Consider the following 19,574-nt stretch of genomic DNA (forward strand, 5'->3'; position numbering starts at 1 on the left):
CTGTTTTGCATTAAATTAATTTATGGGGCACACATGTAATGGATTTTCCAAAAAGTATGCCAGACATTGGACTGGTCAACGGTCAGTTTGTCGATGAAAATGTCACCACTGGTCAAGTAGGAACTTATATTCCCAGTTCCTGGGGGAATGCGGTGACTCAGGAGATTCTCAATGTTATTGAGAACGCTGGATTGAAGGCTGATGAAGGCGATAATACGCAATTGATGGTTGCGATAAACAAGATTTCGTCCAGTTATGCGCCTGTACTACGTTATGTATCTGAGTCAAAAGCGTTATTGTCTTCTGATTTGGGGCTGGTGTTGATAGACGCAAGTTTGGAGACTTTAACCCTTACTCTACCCAGTTCGCTTCCAGAGCTAGGTGTTAGAGATGTGATCGTGCACCGTGTAGACAGCGCCGGAAATAGGCTAAAGGTACTTGCTGCTGGTAGTGACAAAATCAAACTGCATACGCACCTGAATGCGGCGGGCTATCCATTTTTGATCCTTATGGGGGCCGGCGACTGGTGGCACTTGCGCAGCGACGGGGCGGGTAATTGGTGGCCCGTAGGACGTAACGACTCCACGCCGCTCGGCAGAATAGTTTTTGATACTACGACCGGGTTCCCGTCTGGTGGTTATGGCGCTATTTCGGGGACACTGTTTGATCGCGTAGATTGGCCTTGGTTGTGGGATCACGCCCAGCAGTCCGGCCAATTGACCACCGAAACCGCTCGAGCTGGCAATGAAGGTAGTTGGACCTCTGGTGATGGTGTTCTGACGTTCAGGGGGCCAGAGGCGCGAGGCGAGTTCTTGCGTGTACTGGATGAGAACCGTGGTGTTGATGTCGGCCGTTTGGGTGGTAGCTGGAAGGCCGACGAAATCAAAGCCCATACACATAAATACGGCAATACACATAGCACTACCTATGGACTGAGTTCGACGGGGGTAGTTGGTTTGAATCCTGCGGCTTCTATCAACTACAACACATCTTCCATCGGGGGCGTTGAAACTCGTCCGCGTAGCATCGCTTATCCCGGCCGCATCAAACTCATCTGAGGTTCTCATGACTGCAATTTATTTGATTGATCCCGCTGGAATTCTGGCGGGGCCGGTGACGCTGCCTGTTGTTCCAGGCATCGGAATACAGCTCCCAAGTAATGCGATTGAGCTAGCAGATGCGTTATCTACTCCTGACGTTGGTCACGTGCTGGCATTGGTAGACGGTAAAGTGAAGGCAATGATTGATCTCCGTGGCCCGGTGTTTAAAACCACCAGTGGTGAGCAGGTGGAGTGGGCAGCGTTAGGAAGCTTGCCTGAAGGCTATACAACTGAACCCAGGCCCGACCCCTTTCATGTTTGGCGCGACGGTGGATGGCATTTGGATGAGGAGGCGCTAACAAACGCTAAGTTGGTTGAAGTCCTGGCCTCGCGAGATGATAAGTTACGGCTATCTACATTGCGTATCGCACCTCTACAGGATGCTCATGATCTGGGTGAGTCAACCGAAACCGAGGAGTCTTTGCTCATTAGCTGGAAGCGCTATCGCATTGCTCTGAATCGCATTGAGCAACAACCGGGTTACCCGGCTGATGTTGATTGGCCGATGCCACCCGATGCCCTCGATTCTGAATAAGCCCCGCATTGCCGGGGCTTTTTTGTGTGCACTTAAAGCCCCAAAAAAAATACCCGCTCCGGCGGTTTTTTTTCGCTCGGAGAAAACCATGGCAATAACAGAAACAGACCGCGACACCCTCGCCCGCACACTCTGGGGCGAGGCGCGTGGTGAAGGCCTGGCGGGGATGATCGCCGTCGGCTGGACCATCCGTAACCGGGTGGAAATGGATTTGCACAATGACGGTAAACCGGACTGGTGGGGGGAGGGCTATGAGGGGGTATGCCGGGCGCCTTATCAGTTCAGTTGCTGGAACCGTAATGATCCGAACTATCCCTTTTTGAGCGGCAGGAAACCTATTCCTGTCGCCCAGTTCGCGCTGGCTTCGCAGGCTGCTTCGGCGGTCATCGCAGGTGAGGACTCTGATCCCACCGGCGGCGCGACTCATTACTACGCCACAACCCTGCTCAAGGCTCCGGCCTGGGCGTCGATGGCCAGGCGGACACTCAAACTGGGTCGTCACATTTTCTTCAGGGATGTGCCATGAGTGCATTATTCAAATGGATTCCCCTTTGGGGCTGGATAGTCCTCGCGCTGCTGATATCCAGTACTTACCTGGCTTTAAGACTGGCCACTGTAACGGCCGACCGCGACGTCGTTTCACTGGAACGTGATGCCGAACGACAAAAGGTCCGCCAGCTCACCGCCGCCAATGAATCACGTAAGAAAACCCAGAAGCTGCTGCTTGATCTGGACACCCGTCATACACAGGAACAGGCCCTCGCCGATGAAAAAAATGATGCCATGCTTGCTGCTGTCGCTACTGGTGCTAGGCGGGTGTACGTCAACGCCCGCTGCCCCGCAGTGCGAACCGCCACCCGCGCCACCGGCCAGCCTGATGAAGAAAGTCGAGCCCAACTTGACCCGGCGGTTGCAGAAAGAATTCTCCATACCGGCATCGACGGGGATGACGCCATCCGCCAATTGAGTGCGTTGCAGGAGTATGTTGAGACGGTGTGTCTGGGGCGTGCCGGTTAATTGATCCTTGTGTTTTTTGTGCGTGCTTCACAGAGCCGCGATTCGCGCTTAACGCCGGCTCAGTGTTCGCACCGCAATTCCTTAAGTGCCGCAGCCGCCAGGAAGCCAGAGCGTGATGCATAGCGATGATCGTTTTTCACGCGATCATCAATGCGCATCAACAAGTTCTCTGGGAGTGTTGCGTTGAATCGCACTGCTTTGCCGAAATAGGGCGTCACGTCAAACTCAACCACTGCCCAGATCCCGCCTGCGTAATCCGGATTTGCGATATGAACATCGATGGCCTTAGGCGACGGCAATGGATGGCCAGCTTCGACGAGACCTTCGAAGTGAAGTGAAAGCGCCTCCTGGACGTTATCCAGTGCCTCGATCACGGAGCTTCCGGCTGAGAAGCAACCAGGCACATCCGGGACTATCACTCCGTAGTCAGAATCGGCATCTTTATGCAGGACGACTGTGAATTTCATATGTTCGTACCTATCTCGCGAATCATTTCAGGCCCGACTGTTTCAGGATGCTATTGATCGTTTTGATCGGGATATCTGAATCGGGATGCTTAATGGTGACCCTGCCGGGTTTGGTTGCATGTTTGTACTGCCTATGGCTTCCCTTCGTAGCGACCAGATACCACCCGTCATCCTCGATTGCTTTGATCATCTCTCTGCTGCGCATCGGCTCATCCCTTAGCTTAGTCGCGGTGTGTATTGTACACACTATTTTTTTTGAGTCCGTGAAGCATGCTGATAGCGCGGTTTATCCAATAAATGATGGGCAAAGAACCTACCGGAAAAGATGCTCATCTTTCGTTTATGGCTGAGGAATTTCGCTGTTTTTGTGCGTCTGAATATGAGCGCGTTCCGCCTCACATGGCAGCAGGATCTGGACGATGAGTGAGCTTGCTGCGCTGAAAAAGCAGGCTTGAATTCGGGAGGCAAGGGAGCCAGAAAGAGCGCATGACGCTGGATGGGGTAGGAGCGAACTTGTTGGCGAGGGGACGGTACATCCGCAAGCTGAGTATCACCTGACATACAGCCCTCCCGAATGAATTCGGTCCTACCGAGGCTGGCCATAAAGAGCGCATGACGCTGGATAGGGGTAGGAGCGAACTTGTTCGCGAGGGGCATCCATCCGCACCCGGTGTATAGCCTGAAATACAGCCAGGCATTTCACCCTGTAAGTGCTCACCTCGTAACCTCGATGAGCACCTACAGCATTGGGTTTAACTCAAGAACCATCAGCCCTTGATAAACGCCAACAGATCTTCGTTGATGACTTCCGGATGCGTCGTGCACATACCGTGCGGGTAGCCTTTGTAGACTTTCAGCGTGCCGTTTTTGACTAGCTTGATAGCCAGCTCGGCTGAATCAGCAATCGGCACGATCTGGTCATCATCGCCGTGCATGATCAGCACCGGTACGGTGATTTTTTTCAGGTCTTCGGTGAAGTCGGTTTCCGAGAAGGCCTTGATGCAGTCGTAATGGGCTTTGGCGCCGCCCATCATGCCCTGGCGCCACCAGTTGTCTTTGGCGCCTTCGGATACCTTGGCGCCGTCGCGGTTATAGCCGTAGAACGGGATCGGCACTTCCTTGTAGAACTGGGCTCGGTTGGCTGCCAGCGCTGCGCGGAAGCCGTCGAATACGTCAATCGGCAGACCGCCCGGATTCTTTTCGGACTTGACCATGATCGGTGGCACTGCGCCGATCAATACCGCTTTGGCCACGCGGCCAGCGCCGTGTTGCGCGACATAGCGAGCGACTTCACCGCCGCCTGTGGAGTGGCCGATATGCACGGCATCTTTGAGTTTCAGGTGAGTCACCAGCGCTGATACGTCGGCAGCGTAGGTGTCCATTTCGTTGCCGTGAGCTGTCTGGGTCGAGCGACCATGACCACGGCGGTCGTGAGCGATCACGCGATAGCCCTTGGACAGGAAGAACAGCATCTGCGCATCCCACTCATCGGAACTGAGCGGCCAGCCGTGGTGGAAAACGATGGGCTGACCGGTGCCCCAATCCTTGTAGAAAATTTCAGTGCCGTCGCTGGTCGTGAAACTTGTCATGTCGTTATGTCCTTTTCCAGTGGGGGCTGAAGTGGCCGCTTGAGCGGCGCTGTTGCTGCCCAGCGCCATTGCCGAGAGTGAGCCTACGGCCAGCGCTGTGGCGCTAACTTTGAGCACTTGCCTGCGTGAACTCGTTGGAGAATCGGTTTGGGTGTTGTGAGTATCTGACACAGAACCTCCAGCTCTCGGCATTGCACGAGAGTCAGCTAAAGACGTTAGCTCAACTTATGAGCGTTAATAGAGTCAGTTACGAATGCCTGAAAGAACCCGACGGCTCACTTGGTATTCGCAGTCGCCTCAATGATGTACGTCTGGTTTCGGATGGGTGCCAATGACCCCATGCAAAGCATCTTCATGAGTTCCGGGCTTATCCGTCGCCATCATTGGGCAGTAGGGGAGTTGAGCGCGTATTGCGAAATACCGATGTAACGTATGTGCTGTTGTCTGCTGCAGCAGTACGCCTGCGACGTAGCGTTACCGTGCGGAACGGGAGTAAAGCTTTACCGCCCAGGTTTCCTCCGCAGTTGACCCCGCAACCTTCTTTTGTTTGCGCGTTCCAAGCGTTTCAGGGGCACTGAGTGGATTTGTGCTTCGCCTCACTGGTCCCGGACCAAATAGCGATCCCCATCCAAAGGAGTGCACATGAATTTCTTCAAGAAACTGTTCGGTTCAATGAAAAAGCCAGAGCCAGAGATCACTCAGTCTGCCAAACAGCCCGCACAGCCAACTGAACCGTCGACTTTCGACGAGCCCATTCAAACCGAGGCCGACCAGACTGAAGCCGACGCTGCGAATATGGCGGCTCGTTCAGCGAGCGAAGAGTGCCTTGATCGTCACTGGGCATCGGTCGGTGTCGTCGAAAAAGATGTCATTGCCCACATCATCAGCCCCAGTTTCACAGGCGGACCCTACTGGCCTTCAACCCGTCAGGCTTATCGAATAGTCCGACGCGACGACTCCATCATTCTTGCCACGGAAGGTCTGTCAGATCCGTTTGATGACCCTGAAGGAATGGGCAATGGTTTCGAGATGGAGCTGTTTCTGGAGACATCTGATATTCCCGAGCATGCATATGGCGCGCCGGGAGACGTTGACCCTTTCACACGCAGTTGGGTCTTTGAAGTGATCCAGACTGTTGCGGCAACAGTCGCCAATGCTGGCGGCGTTACTCATCAGTTGGACCAGTACGGTGTGCTCTCGCTGGAGTTGCCCGGGGTCAGCCTTTCGCATCACATCGGTGATCAGGTGCCCAGGCATTTTGTGACCGAGGACGATGCGGTCGGAGTTCTGCTGGGCGCCCCTGAACCGGATTTCAATACTCGTCTTGAAGACATGCCACTGTCCCCGGTGCGTTTGGTGCCGGTGGTTTTAATCACGGCTTCGGAGCTTGCATACGTGCGTTCAGGCGGCGGTGGAGCGCGCCTGGATCTTGTCGGCCGGCTGAATGCGGCAGGTATCGGGCATAAGAGCAGTCTTAATCGGGAAAGCGTGGTGTGAAGCTGCGTGACGATGCTGATCGCGTCTGTCAAAAACACACAACTAACTGATTTGTAATGTTTTTCCTGTAGGGGGGCGCACCGTCTACGACACCGCTCTGTCTCGCGGCAAACATGGACCCTGTAGGAGTGAGCTTGCTCGCGACAATGGTAGGCCTGTTGAAAAATTATCGTCTGGTCCGACGCTATCGCGAGCAAGCTCACTGCTACAGAAAAAGGATTCCAAATCAGATGAGTGCATTTATTGATAAGCGCCGTGCTTCTGTTTACGGGCTCTAACCGAGCCGTGCTCGGCATCACTGCGGCCACTGCTCCAGCAGCATGGCGACGAATTTTTCTGCTGCTGGAGACAGCGAGGCACCGCGCCGCGATACCAGGCCCAGTGTCCTGTCGACCACTGGATCAACCAGCGGCACGCTGACCAACGTCGGGTGACCTTCGGCCGGCATCGCCAGACTTGGCATGGCTGAAATGCCCAAACCAGCTTCGACCATCCCCAGTGAGGTCGACAAATGCTGCACCTCATAAAACCATTTGGGCCGCCAGCTCAAACCCGCCAGCGCATGGTCAAGGATCATCCGGTTACCGCTCAATCTTCCCACACCAATAAGGCGGTATTCGCTGAGTTCGATCCAGGACACAGACTCGCGTTTTGCCAGTTCATGATCTCGTCGGCAGGCGAGAACGAAGGGCTCTTTGACCAGCGGCACAAACTCGATATCCGGATGCTGTCCACTCATCATGTTGATGCCGAAATCCGCTTCCCCACGCAGCACTGCTTCCAGGCCTTCATTGGCGCTGAGGTCCAGTAAGCGGATGCGGATTTTCGGATAGCGCTCGTTGTACAGGCGAATCACTGAAGGCAAAAAGTAGAACGCAGCGGTAGGAATGCAGGCGAGGGTTACCTGGCCGATTTGCCGTTCTGCCAGCTCGCGGATGTTCAGTATCGAGTCTTCAAAATCGTCCAGTAGACGTCGCGCCTTGGGGAAAAAATCGCGACCCACACTGGTCAGGCTGACCCGCCTGGTGGTGCGATCCAGCAACGACGTCCCCAATCCCTGTTCGAGCTTCTTTATGCGCCGGGTCAACGCCGGTTGAGAAATGTGCAGCACTTCGGCAGCTTCATGGAAACTACCCAGTTCGGCGATTTTCACGAACGATCGGATATCTTGCAGCTCATATTCCACTTTTATTCTCCTGTCAGTGGTTAGCGATGGGCAGTTTCATAGGTTAGGTTATTATTTACCAAAGTGGAATAATCGCTACGATCTTTGCATTGGATAAGGCAAAACATCCGTGGGACTCTTGCGTTCAACACATCAATTACCCCAATTGATCAACAAGAGTCTGCAAATATGCAACCGATTCCCTGCGTCCTGATGCGCGGCGGCACCTCCAAGGGGCCGGTTTTTCTTGCCAGTGATTTGCCTGTCTCCACTGCTGAGCGTGATGAGCTTCTGTTGGCACTGATGGGCTCCGGCCATGAGCTGGAGATCGACGGTATTGGCGGCGGCAGTCCACAGACCAGCAAGGTGGCGATTGTCAGCCCTTCGCCCCACGAAGACGCCGATGTCGATTACCTGTTCGTGCAAGTCATGGTTTCGCAGCGCCGTGTTGATACCGCGCCCAACTGCGGCAACATGCTCTGCGCTGTCGGCCCGTTTGCGGTGGAGCAGGGGTTGGTCAAGGCGAGCGGTGACGTGACTCAGGTGCGGATTCGTAACCTCAATACCGGCACGTTCGTTTGCGCTGACGTCAACACCCCAGGCGGTCAGGTCAGCTACGAAGGCCAGACCAGTATCGATGGCGTGCCAGGTTCGGCAGCCCCCGTACAACTGACGTTCCTTGATGCAGCGGGTAGCAAGACCGGCAAACTGTTCCCAACGGGTCAACAGACTGACATCCTTGATGGCGTGCCGGTGACCTGCATCGACATGGCAATGCCGATGGTCATCATCGAAGCCTCGCTGCTGGGTAAACGTGGTGACGAAACGCCTGCGGAGCTGGACGCTGACAAGGAATTCCTGCGCAAACTCGAAGCCCTGCGTCTGCGCGCAGGTATGGCGATGGGGTTGGGCGATGTCAGCGATAAAGTGATCCCCAAGCCCGTACTGGTTTCGAAGCCCGATGCGGGCGGGACCCTCAAGGTTCGTTACTTCATGCCGCATAACTGCCATAAGGCTTTGGCCATTACCGGTTCGATCGGCTTGGCCACTGCTTGCGTCAGTGACGGCACCGTGGTCGCGAAGTTGCTCGGAATTGGCAGCGAGTCACCGCGCTTGCAGCAGGTCCGGATCGAACACCCGAGCGGCTCGATTCAGGTCGCGCTGGCTTACGTGGGGGAAAACGGGCAAACGATTCGTGCCTCGGTTGTGCGCACCGCACGTCGCCTGTTTTCCGGTGAGGTTTATGCGCCTGCCGCGCAACGCCTGGCGGGTTGAAGTTTAGTTTGAGTTACACCGTGCTCTGCCTGATATGACATGAAATTCAGTACCGCATCAGAACAACACCAATAATGGGTGATGCATCATGAAAATCGCAAAATCGCTCTACTTTCAGATTATCTGCGCCGTGGTTCTCGGTGTCCTGGTTGGACATATCTGGGGGCAACAAGCCGTAGCGCTCAAGCCTCTGGGTGACGCGTTCATCAAGCTCATCAAGATGATGATCGCGCCGGTGGTGTTCTGCACCATCGTCACCGGTATTGCCGGGATGAGTGACAAGCGGTCGCTCGGGCGATTGATGAGCAAGACCATGCTGCTGTTTCTGGTGCTTACCGTGATCAGCCTGTTCATCGGCCTGGTGGCGGTCTACGTGCTCAAGCCGGGCGTAGGCATGAACATCGACCCGAGCAAGTTGAGCACGGCAGGATTGAGCCAGTACACCGAGTCCGCCGCGAAACTGGGCGTCGTCGATTTTTTCATGCACATCATTCCTGACACTTTCATCGGTGCGTTCAACAAGGGTGAAGTGTTGCCGGTGTTGTTCATCGCGGTGCTGTCCGGATTCGCCTTGTCGTCACTGGGCGAGCGCGGCAAGCCGGTACTCAATGTGCTTGAGTCGGCTTCGCACATGGTGTTCAAGATTTTCTCGTACCTGATGCGCTTTGCCCCGATCGGTGCTTTTGGTGCACTGGCCTTCACCGTTGGCCAGTACGGCATTACGTCGCTGGGCTCGCTGGCCAAGCTGATCATGACGCTGTACATCGCCTGCGGGTTCTTTGTCTTTATCGTGCTGGGCGGTATCTGCCGCGCCAACGGCTTCAGCCTGTGGAAGCTGCTGCGTTATTTCCGCGAAGAGTTTCTGGTGGTACTGGGCACCTCGTCCACTGAGCCGGTCATGCCGCGCATGCTCGAAAAACTTCAGGCACTGGGCTGCAAGAAAGGCGTGTTGGGTCTGGTGCTTCCAACCGGGTACTCGTTCAACCTGGACGGCACGGCGATTTACCTGTCACTGGCTGCCGTTTTCATCGCTCAGGCCTGCAACATCGAGCTGAGCATGACCCAGACCCTGACCATGCTGGCGATCATGTTGCTGTCATCCAAAGGTGCGGCGGGCGTGACCGGCAGTGGTTTTGTCGCATTGGCCTCGACCCTGACCGTTATTCACGATATTCCCCTGGCGGGCCTGGCGCTGCTGATCGGCATCGACCGCTTCATGTCCGAAGCGCGTGCACTGACCAGCCTGGCCAGCAACGCGGTCGCCACCGTGGTGATTTCTCTCTCGGAGAACGCCTGTGACCGTCAGGTCCTGATGCAAAGGCTCGATGGCAAAGCTGCGATGCCCAGCCCCGATGTTGCTCCATGGGAGAGCGCTGCGCCGGTGGCTGAACGCACCTGATCACCCCTTAATTCAATCGATCTTTGTACGAGCGGGTCGAGCACCGTTTACACGGTGCCCGACCAGCCCGGCGGCGTTCGTTTGTCCATAAATAACAACAAGAGAATAACCATATGCTTGCCTTCCTTGGCCTCGCCATGGTCGTGGTGTTCACCTACCTGATCATGTCCAAACGTCTGTCTCCCATCGTGGCGTTGACGATCGTTCCGATCGTGTTTGCAGTCATTGGCGGCTTTGGCGGCACCACCGGCAAGATGATGCTTGATGGCCTGAAAATGGTCGCGCCGTCCGCAGCATTGCTGCTGTTTGCGATCCTGTTTTTTGGCTTGATGATTGATTCCGGACTGTTCGATCCACTGATTCGCAAGATCCTCAAACGCGTGAACGGCGACCCGATGAAAATCGCGGTGGGCACCGCGTTGTTGTCGCTGACCGTGGCCCTTGATGGCGACGGCACCACCACTTACATGATCACCTGCGCGGCGATGCTGCCGCTGTACAAACGCATCGGCATGAACCCGATGATCCTCGGTATCGTGGCGATGCTTTCATTGAGTATCATGAGCGGCATGACTCCCTGGGGCGGCCCGGCCACACGAGCCATTGCTGCGCTGGGGCTGGACGCCGGTGAGTACTTCATCCCGTTGCTGCCTACCATGATCGGCGGCGCAGCATGGGTAGTTTTTACTGCCTTTTGGCTGGGGCGCGCCGAGCGTAAACGTATCGGCAACGTCGACCTGCAAAGTGGCGGCGGTAACTGCTACATCGAGGCGATTCTCGGTGATACCCCGCACAAGCGTCCCAAGCTGGCCTACGTCAATCTGGCGCTGGTTGTTGCCGTGATGATCGCCTTGGTCATGGGCCTGATGCACTCGGCGGTTCTGTTCCTGATCGGTTTTGTGCTGGCGCTGATGATCAACTATCCGCAACTGGATATTCAGAAAGAACGCATCCTGGCCCACTCCGGCAATGCCATGACTGTGGTGCTGCTGGTTTTCGCGGCCGGTATTTTCGCCGGGATTTTCTCGGGCACCAAAATGGTCGACGCGCTGGCGCAAACCCTGGTGGCCTGGATTCCGCCGGAGTGGGGCCACCTGTTCCCGCTGGTGGTCGCACTGACCAGCATGCCGCTGACCTTTGTATTGTCCAACGATGCTTACTACTTCGGCGTGGTGCCAATCCTCGCCAATGCTGCAGCGGCGTATGGCATCAGCCCGCTGGAGATCGCCAGGGCGTCGATTCTGGGGCAGCCGGTGCATCTGATGAGTCCGCTGGTGGCTTCGACGCTGCTGCTGATGGGCATGATCGACCGCGATATCGGCGACTTTCAGAAAGCGACGGTGAAGTGGGCGGTGCTGACCTCTTTGGTGGTCACGGCTCTGGCGCTGCTGACCGGTGCGCTGACGTTGTTTGTTTGATTTAAACAACTGAAATGCATTTTCTGTAGGAGCTGCCGAAGGCTGCGAAAGCGATCATCCTGACACACCGCTTTCGCAGCCTTCGGCAGCTCCTACAACAACTCTGTTTGCAGCCACTTATGACTGAACCAACCACACGCCCCGAACAGGGCGTGCGGATCACTGCATCTCCAATAACAACAATGAGTATTAAGCATGAGTATGTTTTCCAAGCGTGGAACTACAACTTTTATAAAGAGCGCGCCGCTGTTGACCCTGTTGCCGTGGGCGGGTGTGGAAGCCGCAGGGTTTATCGAAGACAGCAAGCTGAAGCTGCAACTGCGCAACGTTTATTTCAACGAGAACTTCCGTGACGAAAACGGCCTGAGCGCTCGTGCTGCCAGAACTGCCAAAAGTGAACGCACCGAATGGGCGCAGGGTTTTCTGCTCGACTACCAGTCCGGTTTTACTCAAGGCACATTGGGCTTTGGCATCGACGCGCTGGGCCTGTGGGGCGTCAAGCTCGATTCAGGCAAGGGCCGCAGCGGCACTGGCTTGCTGCCCGTGCATGACGATGGCCGTGCGGCCGATGAGTTCGCGAGTCTCGGCGCGGCGGCGAAAGTGCGTCTGGCCAAGACCACGCTGAAGTACGGCACGCTGTTGCCCAAAACGCCGGTGCTTATTTATAACGATGCGCGCCTGTTGCCTCAGACCTACCAGGGCACTCAATTCACCAGCACCGACATCGACAACCTGACCCTGACGGGCGGTCACCTGGATCAATTCAAACTTCGCGATTCGTCGGACAGCCGCTCCATCATTCCCGACGGATTCACCGGCCGAGGTTCGGACTTCTCGTACGTGGGTGGCGATTACAAACTCGGTAAAAGCATCAAGCTCAGTTACTTCTACGGTGAACTGGAAAATTTTTACCGCCAGCAATTTGCATCGATCCAGCATGATTTGCCGTTGGGATCCGGCGTCCTGACCAGCGACCTGCGTTACTTTAACAGCGTCGATGCCGGAACGGGACGTGGCGGCAAAATCGATAACGACATGCTCAGCGGGCAATTGACCTATGCACTGGCCGGGCACAGTTTTGGCGGCGGTTATCAGACCTTGAGCGGCGATGCGGGCTTGCCCTATATCAGTGGCGCTACTGTGTATTCGTTCAGCAACGTCGGGATCGGCAAGTTCATCGAGGAGGATGAAAAGACCTGGATGCTCAGCTATGGCTATGACTTCGCCCGCGTAGGTGTGCCGGGTCTGACATTCTCGACGCGCTACCTGAGTGGCGACAACGGCAAGTCGGGCGCTGCGCAATTGAAGGAATGGGAACGCGACGCGGAGCTGGCTTATGTGCTGCAAGGCGGGACGTTGAAAGGGCTGGGAGTGAAACTGCGTAACTACGTGTACCGCTCGGACTTTGCCCGAGGCCGTGACAGCAACCGGATCTACATCACCTATGACATAGCGCTTTGGTGACCGGTCCCATTTATCGAAACAAAATTCGAATCATGGTATGGAGACGGTTTTACGTGGGGGATTCTAGGTTGGTCTGCAAGCCCTAATCCCTGTGCAGACTGTGTGAAAACTACTGCGCTCGGCAACACTGCGTTAAAAACAGGCGAAAAATGCTCATTTAGAACACCTAGACTCCGCTTTTTCGCCTGTTTTTGCCTTGTCTTGCCGTCGCTCGCTACGTTTTCACACAGTCTGTGTGGGAGCGAATTCATTCGCGAAGGGGCCGATACATTCGCAGCTTATGTATCGCTTTAACACCGCCTTCCCGAATGAATTCGGTCCCACCTGGAATCGTATTTGCCGCGAGACAGCGCCGTGTCAGAGGCACGGGGTGATCTTCAATCGAACACAATGCAATCCCCGTAGGAGCAACCGGGGTGGCGCTCCTACAGGTTTCCGGTTTACCGGGTTGTCACCGGCTTCAAACCGCTGTCTTCAATGGCTTTAGCGCCTTCCTTGGAGGCCATGTATTTCAGCAGTGCCTGAGCTTCTTTTGCGTGTTCAGTGGACCGAGTAACGGCACCCGAATAAAGCGTCATCTGCTGCGCTTGATCCGGGATCAGGCCAACAATGTCTATGCCTTCAACAGGCTTGAGTTCACTGAGCTGCTGAAAGCCAAGTTGCGCTTCCTTGCGGGCGACAACGGCACCGACCGGTTCGGCAGGAATCATCCGCGCCTTGGCAGTAAAGTCAGCGCCAAGGGTCATTTTCGGGAACAGAATGCGCGAGAGGTAAACGCCGCTGGCGCTATCGGAGTAAGCGATGGACTTGCTGTCGAGCAGCGCCTTGCGAAACGCGTCCATGGTGGAAATATCAGGCTTGGTCTCGCCCTTGCGCACGGCCATGGCGATGTAGGATTTGCCCAGATCGACGCGGCTGGCTTTATCGACCTGGTCCTGCGCGACAAGTTTATCCAGAGCAGAACCGACCATCAGCACAACGTCTGCCGGTTCCTTTCGATCCAGCCGGTTAGGAATGGCCTGAGGTGTTTTCCCCATGGAAGGCGACGCTTCAATGTTCAGCTTCACGCCCGTGGCTTTCTCGTAGTCCGGCGCGATCCCCTGAACGGCACCCATGATGCCGCCGGAGCTCAGAACAGTCAGAGTGGTCGGCGTGGGCACTGGCGCTGCATGGGCCGCGAAGGCTGTAAGCAATGCACATGAAAAGGCGAGGGGTGTGAGCAAGCGTGGCATGGCAGGGGACTCGTTGAAGAAAAACGCGACACTAAACCCCACACCCACGCTGAAAAAGTTACCCTGCGTTAATAAATATTTAGTTTACCCACCGTGGCCAACTCCCTAGGCTCGCGGTTCTTCAACGCCGCTTACGCGGACTGTCAGCGGGGAAAATCATGAATCAGGCGCTGGTCATCGAAGATGATGAGGTGACCGCACAATCCATCGCCACCGAGCTGCAGGCTCATGGTTTTGACGTGCAACGAGCCAGCACCGGGCGTGACGGGCTGGCCATGGCAATCGCGGGCAGCTATGACGCGATTACCCTGGACCGAATGCTGCCGGACTTCGATGGTCTGACTATCGTCACCACATTGCGCAGCCTCGGCATTCGCACACCGGTATTGATGATCAGCGCGTTATCCGACGTTGACGAGCGCGTCAGAGGGTTGCGCTGCGGTGGTGATGATTACCTGACCAAACCGTTCTCGATGGTCGAAATGGTTGCGCGTCTGGAAGTGCTGTTGCGACGCCCGACAGCCGACTCGCAGATCCATCAGCTTACCGTCGGCAACCTGACCCTCGACCTGATCGAGAACAGCGTGTCGCGCTCCGGCGAGCGCATCACCTTGCTCCCCACCGAATTCAAATTGCTCACCTACCTGATGCGCCATGCCGGACAACAAGTGACGCGCACCATGTTGTTTGAAGAGGTCTGGGGTTATCACTTCGACCCCGGCACCAACATCATTGATGTGCACATGGGCCGCTTGCGCAAAAAGATCGAAGGGCCGGGCTCGCCGTTGATCCACACCATTCGCGGGTCGGGGTACGTGCTTGGCACCCAGGACTGAGCGCTGGCGCTCAAGCAACAGTCGGCTGATCGGCCTTTACGCACTGTTCTTTGTGGCGTGGGGTGCGGTGTTTACCGGCGTTCTGTACTGGAAGATCTCCGATTACCTCGGCACTGTGGCCGAGCGCACGCTGATGCAGCGCGCGCACTATTACCAGAAAATCGATGACGCCAGCCTGCTTGATGAATTGCAGGGCAGTGAGGCGTATTCCATTCCCGGCATTGATGCCTATGGGTTGTTTGAAGGCAACGGGCAGTACATCGCCGGCAACCTGTTGAAGCTGCGGTCCAGCTTGCCGGACGATGGTCGTGTGCATTACCTGAAACGCGGTTTGCGAATCGCGGACACGGTGAGCGAAACGCGCAGCAGTCACGCCTTTCTGCAGCGTCGCAATGACGGCCGGATACTGGTACTGGCCCGTGACGGCGGTTCCATCTCGGCGGTCGCAGGGATCATTGGTCAGGCACTTTTTTGGGGACTGTCTCTGACGTTGATACCCGGTTTGATCGGTTGGCAATTACTCAGACGCAGGCCATTGCGCCGGGTCGAAAGGCTGCAGCGCAGTACCGAGCGGATCGTCTCCGGCAACCTGTCAGAGCGGCTGCCCCTGTCGCCCGCACGGGATGAACTGGACATGCTGGCCAGCGCCGTCAACACCATGCTCGAACATATCGAACGGCTGCTGCATGAGGTCAAAAGCGTCTGCGATGGCATTGCCCACGACCTGCGCACGCCGTTGACGCGTCTGCGTGCGCGGCTTTATCAATTGCAGCAATTGCCCATGACCGATGCTCATGCATCAAGCCTTAGCCTGGCGCTGGAAGAGAGCGAAGCGATCATGTTTCGTTTTCAGGGATTGCTGAGGATTTCTGAACTGGAAGACACCCGACGGCGATTGGCCTTTGCGTCATTCCAGCCCGACGCATTGTTGCGCCAGGCCCACGAGTTTTACGAACCCATGGCGCAGGAAAAAGGTCAGGTGCTTGCGCTTGAACTGGGTGCTGATTTACCCGTCATGAAAGGTGATCAGGCGCTGCTGTTTGAAGCGCTGACGAATCTGCTGGATAACGCGATCAAGTTCACCGCGCCGGGCGGACGTCTATGTCTGCGGGCCAATGTGGTGGGCGACAGTCTGCGCATTGAGGTGGTTGACGACGGTCCGGGGATCCCCGAAGCCGAACGGGAAAGTGTGTTGCGCCGGTTGTATCGCGGCGATGCCAGCCGTCAGCAACCGGGTTACGGGCTCGGTCTTTCGTTAGTGGCTGCGGTCGTGCGCTTGCACGCGTTTACCTTGCAGATTCAAGCCTCTGACTCAGGCGGTACACGGGTTGTGATCGACTGTCCGCGAACCTGACTAACGCATTGGTGCGCTTAAACTTTTCTTAACTTTGCTTAATTTGAGACAGGGCAGGTCATCACCTACTTTGGCGGACCTTCTGCCAATCTGGACCCGCTTCCTGTGAAACCACTGTTATTGCGGATCAGCCTGATCTCCGTTTGTGCCCTGTGGGCGAACGTCGGCATGGCCGCTCCCACGCCGGGCGCCATGATTCCTTCTCCGCCCCAATTGTCAGCGAGCGCATGGGTGTTGATGGACGCCAGTACTGGCCATGTCATTGTTGAACACGACGCGGACGAGCGTCTTCCTCCTGCCAGCCTGACGAAGCTGATGACGGTGTACGTGGCCACCCGGGATATTCAGGCCGGGCAATTGAAACCGGACGAACTGGTCACTGTCAGCGAAAACGCCTGGCGCACCGAAGGCTCCAGGATGTTCCTGGATCCAGGCAGCACCGTCAGCGTTCATGACTTGCTGCAAGGCATCGTCATCGACTCTGGCAACGACGCCAGCGTCGCGCTGGCTGAACACATCGCTGGCAGTACCGACAGCTTCGCCAGTTTGATGAACAAAACAGCGCAAACCCTCGGGCTGAGCAACACCCATTTCGACAACCCGACAGGCCTGCCAGAGCCGGACCATTACTCGTCCGCTCACGACATGGCGATGCTGGCCCAGTCCATCATCAACGACGAGTCGGCGTACTACCCGCTGTACAAGAAAAAGCACTTCACCTGGAACGGTATTCGACAACCCAATCGCAACTTGCTGCTCTGGCGTGACAAAACCGTTGACGGCCTCAAGACCGGGCACACCGAGGCGGCGGGTTACTGCATGGTCACCTCTGCCGTGCGGGATGGTCGGCGCCTGATCACCGCGGTGTTCGGCTCAAGTTCAACGCTGGCCCGTGCGACGGATACCGAGAAACTCCTGACCTATGGTTTCCGCTTTTATGAGAACCAGACCTTCGAGAAAGCGCTTCAGCCGTTGAGCCATCCGAGAGTCTGGAAGGGCACAGAAAACACCCTTGCCGTGGGCGTTCTAGACGACATTACGCTGACGACCCCCAGGGGCTCGCACAAACCTGAAACCCGCGTCCACATTGATGCCCCGCTGATTGCCCCTGTGGATAAAAGCGCAGTGGTCGGCAGCATTGACGTATTTGATGGCGAGCAGAAACTGGCAACCCGGCCGTTGATCGCTTTGGAAGGTGTTGAGGCAGGAAGCTGGTGGACCCGCTGGACGGATGCGGTGCGGTTGCTGTTTCACGGGTGGTTTGCGGGGTTCGCAGAGGATTGAAGTCTATTTTTGTAGAAGGCAACTTGTTGGCGAGGCGGCATACCTGACGATCCGCCTCGCTAACAATATGCAAACTACTGGGTTGAAATGCATTTTCTGTAGGCGCTGCCGAAGGCTGCGAAACATTTATCCTGACACACCGCGATCGCAGCCTTCGGCAGCTCCTACAGAAAACGGTGCAGTCAGGTATTTACGATGCGCCTAACGGTTCGCTGGTGTAACGGTTAGCGTCTTAACCTCGCACTTCATGCAAAACCCTGAGCGCTGCCGAAGCCAAAAATCCCGAGCGGCTTTTCTCTTCCGGATGATGCTTTACGTATTCATCAATCCGGGTCAGCAAGTGTGCTGGAAGGGTGATGTTGAGCTTCTCGGACTTGCCCATGTATTTGGTGATATCAATGTCCACCAACGCCCATGTGCAGCCTTTGTATTCCGGATTTTGCGCGTGTACGGTTACTTTCTGAGCGGTCGGAATGGCCGAACCATCCTCAGCCAGAATCTCCAGATGACCCTCAATGGCTTCGCGAGCCATCGCCATGGCGTCGTCCAGGTCGTCACCGGCAGAGAAACAGCCGGGAATATCTGGAACCTCAACACCCCACGCATGCTGCTCATCACCGGGAAGAATTGCGATGGGATAAAGCACTGTTTAGTCCTCCCTGGGTCTGGATGGAACCTCGCTCACCAAAGCGAGGCCTGCTTCAATAGGCTGCTTGCTGTCTTGGTCAATCCAGGCATTGGTTGAATGCTTGAAATGGTGGTGACTATAACCACTAAATCGAATTTAGGGATGCGCGCTGCTCATTGGCATCGAGTGCTGCTTGTCCCCAATGGACAGTGCTGGTTCGATCGCCCGGTTTTTACATTTCTTGTCTTGCCGGGCACCGGGCGTGCGCCGTAACCTCCGCGGCTGCTGAATAACTCAGCACTGGATTTGGCGATCCGGCTAGCAATGATGTATAGCGTGTACCATTCGGAAGCGGGCATTTATTGCCCGCGATCCGCTATGGCGGTTGTACGTGGGAGACTTTCGGGTCTGCCGGTTCTTTGCTCCGGTTCGCCAACCTGCGTACAACTGCCACCCTATCCGTTTGGCGACGGTAGCTGGCAGTCTAACCAGCAAAGAGAAATAGACTGATGCCGACAACTGAAACGACGCCTTTCATCCCAACCCTATTCACCCGCCAAACCCTCACGCTCCACGCGCTCATGCTGGAAAACCAGGCCTGGTTCTGTGCCCGCGATCTGGGCCGTTTGATGGGCCTGTTCATCGACGAACGCAAAACCCGCAAGCTCGGACGTGACGAGTGTCGCACTTTGTCGCTGCACTGCTATGGCTCGACTCAGGACACCTTGATGGTCAACGAGTCCGGCGCATACGCATTACTGATTTATCACCCCTCCGCGCAAAATCGTGAACTGCGCGAATGGCTGACGCTGCAGGTCGTGCCTGTGCTGCGTGACGTGCAGAATCCCGGCCGCACCGAACGGCCGATCCTCGGCGTGCTGGATTGGGACGGTGCCTCGATGAACCTGCTGCACTGGCAGGACGAGTCGTGGATTCGCCTGCGGGACATGCCCAACATCCTGCTGCACGAAACCCGCGAGAAACGCCCGTGGTGGAGAAGGGCGACGCGGTTTTTGTCGATGTAATCAGAGGTTGTAAACACCAAACCAGTGGGAGCGAATTCATTCGCGAAAGCGGTGTGTCAGACGCAAATATTTTGCAGAGCGGACCCCTTCGCGAATAAATTCGCTCCCACGGAAAAGGGTGCGATCAGGCACTTATGCTGAGTGTGATAGCCCGCTGGCGGATTTACATGTCCTTGCGACGCCACTCCCTGTGGGAGCGAATTCATTCGCGAAAGCGGTGTGTCAGACGCAAATATTTTGCAGAGCGGACCCCTTCGCGAATAAATTCGCTCCCACGGAAAAGGGTGCG

The 19,574-nt window shown here is 56.1% G+C and carries 19 protein-coding genes; 13 read left to right on the plus strand and 6 right to left on the minus strand.

Annotated features, from left to right (window positions below):
• The first annotated feature begins 38 nt into the window (after window positions 1–38).
• The 4 genes from KDX30_RS24695 (at window position 39) to KDX30_RS24710 (ending at window position 2,652) form a co-directional block, all read left to right on the plus strand.
• On the plus strand, window positions 39–1,058 hold the full coding sequence (locus KDX30_RS24695; RefSeq protein ID WP_231677746.1) for a phage tail protein: 1,020 nt from the start codon (window positions 39–41) through the stop codon (window positions 1,056–1,058).
• 7 nt (window positions 1,059–1,065) lie between these two features.
• Window positions 1,066–1,635 carry a tail fiber assembly protein gene (locus tag KDX30_RS24700; protein WP_231677747.1) on the plus strand — a complete coding sequence of 190 codons (570 nt, stop codon included), beginning with the start codon at window positions 1,066–1,068 and terminating at the stop codon, window positions 1,633–1,635.
• 88 nt (window positions 1,636–1,723) lie between these two features.
• Window positions 1,724–2,161: a cell wall hydrolase gene (locus KDX30_RS24705; protein WP_231677748.1), complete on the plus strand. Its 438-nt coding sequence runs from the start codon at window positions 1,724–1,726 to the stop codon at window positions 2,159–2,161.
• On the plus strand, window positions 2,158–2,652 hold the full coding sequence (locus KDX30_RS24710) for a lysis system i-spanin subunit Rz (RefSeq protein ID WP_231677749.1): 495 nt from the start codon (window positions 2,158–2,160) through the stop codon (window positions 2,650–2,652). Before KDX30_RS24705 ends, KDX30_RS24710 begins: the two co-directional genes overlap by 4 nt.
• A 59-nt stretch (window positions 2,653–2,711) precedes the next feature.
• Here KDX30_RS24710 and KDX30_RS24715 read toward each other — a convergent pair whose 3' ends face one another.
• The 3 genes from KDX30_RS24715 to KDX30_RS24725 all read right to left on the minus strand — a co-directional run bounded on the left by KDX30_RS24715 (window position 2,712) and on the right by KDX30_RS24725 (window position 4,708).
• Window positions 2,712–3,119 (minus strand): type II toxin-antitoxin system HicB family antitoxin, encoded by a 408-nt coding sequence (locus KDX30_RS24715; RefSeq protein ID WP_231677750.1) that lies wholly within the window; start codon window positions 3,117–3,119, stop codon window positions 2,712–2,714.
• Window positions 3,120–3,141: 22 nt separating this feature from the next.
• Window positions 3,142–3,324, minus strand: a complete 183-nt coding sequence (locus tag KDX30_RS24720) for a type II toxin-antitoxin system HicA family toxin (RefSeq protein WP_099268566.1) — start codon at window positions 3,322–3,324, stop codon at window positions 3,142–3,144.
• A gap of 562 nt (window positions 3,325–3,886) precedes the next feature.
• The gene (locus tag KDX30_RS24725) at window positions 3,887–4,708 is read right to left on the minus strand and encodes an alpha/beta fold hydrolase (RefSeq protein ID WP_231677751.1); all 822 of its coding nucleotides are present in this window, start codon (window positions 4,706–4,708) and stop codon (window positions 3,887–3,889) included.
• A 642-nt stretch (window positions 4,709–5,350) separates the two neighbouring features.
• Here KDX30_RS24725 and KDX30_RS24730 point away from each other — a divergent pair.
• Window positions 5,351–6,205, plus strand: coding sequence for a suppressor of fused domain protein (locus KDX30_RS24730; RefSeq protein WP_231677752.1), 855 nt, complete (start codon window positions 5,351–5,353; stop codon window positions 6,203–6,205).
• 295 nt (window positions 6,206–6,500) lie between these two features.
• Here KDX30_RS24730 and KDX30_RS24735 read toward each other — a convergent pair whose 3' ends face one another.
• Window positions 6,501–7,391: a LysR family transcriptional regulator gene (locus KDX30_RS24735; protein WP_027901660.1), complete on the minus strand. Its 891-nt coding sequence runs from the start codon at window positions 7,389–7,391 to the stop codon at window positions 6,501–6,503.
• Window positions 7,392–7,559: 168 nt separating this feature from the next.
• Here KDX30_RS24735 and KDX30_RS24740 point away from each other — a divergent pair, with 168 nt between their 5' ends.
• From KDX30_RS24740 to KDX30_RS24755, 4 genes are all read left to right on the plus strand, one after another.
• Complete coding sequence (locus tag KDX30_RS24740; protein ID WP_027901659.1) at window positions 7,560–8,645, plus strand: 4-oxalomesaconate tautomerase; 1,086 nt, start codon at window positions 7,560–7,562, stop codon at window positions 8,643–8,645.
• An 88-nt stretch (window positions 8,646–8,733) separates the two neighbouring features.
• Window positions 8,734–10,044: a dicarboxylate/amino acid:cation symporter gene (locus KDX30_RS24745; RefSeq protein WP_231677753.1), complete on the plus strand. Its 1,311-nt coding sequence runs from the start codon at window positions 8,734–8,736 to the stop codon at window positions 10,042–10,044.
• A 113-nt stretch (window positions 10,045–10,157) separates the two neighbouring features.
• A complete protein-coding gene (locus KDX30_RS24750) occupies window positions 10,158–11,462 on the plus strand; it encodes a CitMHS family transporter (protein ID WP_027901657.1) in 1,305 nt (434 codons plus the stop codon).
• A 195-nt stretch (window positions 11,463–11,657) separates the two neighbouring features.
• Window positions 11,658–12,926: an OprD family porin gene (locus KDX30_RS24755; protein WP_406643982.1), complete on the plus strand. Its 1,269-nt coding sequence runs from the start codon at window positions 11,658–11,660 to the stop codon at window positions 12,924–12,926.
• A gap of 440 nt (window positions 12,927–13,366) precedes the next feature.
• Here KDX30_RS24755 and KDX30_RS24760 read toward each other — a convergent pair whose 3' ends face one another.
• Window positions 13,367–14,158, minus strand: coding sequence for a substrate-binding domain-containing protein (locus tag KDX30_RS24760; RefSeq protein WP_027902427.1), 792 nt, complete (start codon window positions 14,156–14,158; stop codon window positions 13,367–13,369).
• A gap of 158 nt (window positions 14,159–14,316) precedes the next feature.
• Between KDX30_RS24760 and KDX30_RS24765 the strand changes: the two genes are divergently transcribed.
• The 3 genes from KDX30_RS24765 (at window position 14,317) to KDX30_RS24775 (ending at window position 17,632) form a co-directional block, all read left to right on the plus strand.
• Window positions 14,317–14,994 carry a response regulator transcription factor gene (locus KDX30_RS24765; RefSeq protein ID WP_099268560.1) on the plus strand — a complete coding sequence of 226 codons (678 nt, stop codon included), beginning with the start codon at window positions 14,317–14,319 and terminating at the stop codon, window positions 14,992–14,994.
• Window positions 14,978–16,348 (plus strand): sensor histidine kinase, encoded by a 1,371-nt coding sequence (locus KDX30_RS24770; RefSeq protein WP_231677754.1) that lies wholly within the window; start codon window positions 14,978–14,980, stop codon window positions 16,346–16,348. The genes KDX30_RS24765 and KDX30_RS24770 overlap by 17 nt, the downstream gene beginning before the upstream one ends.
• 168 nt (window positions 16,349–16,516) lie before the next feature.
• Window positions 16,517–17,632 carry a D-alanyl-D-alanine carboxypeptidase family protein gene (locus KDX30_RS24775; RefSeq protein WP_264760380.1) on the plus strand — a complete coding sequence of 372 codons (1,116 nt, stop codon included), beginning with the start codon at window positions 16,517–16,519 and terminating at the stop codon, window positions 17,630–17,632.
• Window positions 17,633–17,864: 232 nt separating this feature from the next.
• On the opposite strand, the gene KDX30_RS24780 is transcribed toward KDX30_RS24775, so the two are convergent.
• Window positions 17,865–18,278: a type II toxin-antitoxin system HicB family antitoxin gene (locus tag KDX30_RS24780; RefSeq protein ID WP_027902431.1), complete on the minus strand. Its 414-nt coding sequence runs from the start codon at window positions 18,276–18,278 to the stop codon at window positions 17,865–17,867.
• Window positions 18,279–18,769: 491 nt separating this feature from the next.
• On the opposite strand from KDX30_RS24780, the gene KDX30_RS24785 reads away from it, so the two are divergent.
• Window positions 18,770–19,285 carry a BRO-N domain-containing protein gene (locus tag KDX30_RS24785; RefSeq protein ID WP_231677756.1) on the plus strand — a complete coding sequence of 172 codons (516 nt, stop codon included), beginning with the start codon at window positions 18,770–18,772 and terminating at the stop codon, window positions 19,283–19,285.
• Window positions 19,286–19,574 lie beyond the last annotated feature (289 nt).

This window comes from Pseudomonas quasicaspiana (assembly GCF_021147825.1).
Classification (GTDB): Bacteria; Pseudomonadota; Gammaproteobacteria; order Pseudomonadales; family Pseudomonadaceae; genus Aquipseudomonas; species Aquipseudomonas quasicaspiana.

Excerpts from the sequence above, each read along its gene's own strand:
- KDX30_RS24710 (WP_231677749.1), top strand. The coding sequence starts at position 2,158 with ATGAGTGCATTATTCAAATGGATTCCCCTTTGGGGCTGGATAGTCCTC.
- KDX30_RS24720 (WP_099268566.1), bottom strand. The coding sequence starts at position 3,324 with ATGCGCAGCAGAGAGATGATCAAAGCAATCGAGGATGACGGGTGGTAT.
- KDX30_RS24705 (WP_231677748.1), top strand. The coding sequence starts at position 1,724 with ATGGCAATAACAGAAACAGACCGCGACACCCTCGCCCGCACACTCTGG.
- KDX30_RS24750 (WP_027901657.1), top strand. The coding sequence starts at position 10,158 with ATGCTTGCCTTCCTTGGCCTCGCCATGGTCGTGGTGTTCACCTACCTG.
- KDX30_RS24785 (WP_231677756.1), top strand. The coding sequence starts at position 18,770 with ATGCCGACAACTGAAACGACGCCTTTCATCCCAACCCTATTCACCCGC.
- KDX30_RS24745 (WP_231677753.1), top strand. The coding sequence starts at position 8,734 with ATGAAAATCGCAAAATCGCTCTACTTTCAGATTATCTGCGCCGTGGTT.
- KDX30_RS24700 (WP_231677747.1), top strand. The coding sequence starts at position 1,066 with ATGACTGCAATTTATTTGATTGATCCCGCTGGAATTCTGGCGGGGCCG.
- KDX30_RS24725 (WP_231677751.1), bottom strand. The coding sequence starts at position 4,708 with ATGACAAGTTTCACGACCAGCGACGGCACTGAAATTTTCTACAAGGAT.
- KDX30_RS24695 (WP_231677746.1), top strand. The coding sequence starts at position 39 with ATGGATTTTCCAAAAAGTATGCCAGACATTGGACTGGTCAACGGTCAG.
- KDX30_RS24715 (WP_231677750.1), bottom strand. The coding sequence starts at position 3,119 with ATGAAATTCACAGTCGTCCTGCATAAAGATGCCGATTCTGACTACGGA.
- KDX30_RS24755 (WP_406643982.1), top strand. The coding sequence starts at position 11,658 with ATGAGTATGTTTTCCAAGCGTGGAACTACAACTTTTATAAAGAGCGCG.
- KDX30_RS24775 (WP_264760380.1), top strand. The coding sequence starts at position 16,517 with ATGGCCGCTCCCACGCCGGGCGCCATGATTCCTTCTCCGCCCCAATTG.
- KDX30_RS24760 (WP_027902427.1), bottom strand. The coding sequence starts at position 14,158 with ATGCCACGCTTGCTCACACCCCTCGCCTTTTCATGTGCATTGCTTACA.
- KDX30_RS24740 (WP_027901659.1), top strand. The coding sequence starts at position 7,560 with ATGCAACCGATTCCCTGCGTCCTGATGCGCGGCGGCACCTCCAAGGGG.
- KDX30_RS24730 (WP_231677752.1), top strand. The coding sequence starts at position 5,351 with ATGAATTTCTTCAAGAAACTGTTCGGTTCAATGAAAAAGCCAGAGCCA.
- KDX30_RS24765 (WP_099268560.1), top strand. The coding sequence starts at position 14,317 with ATGAATCAGGCGCTGGTCATCGAAGATGATGAGGTGACCGCACAATCC.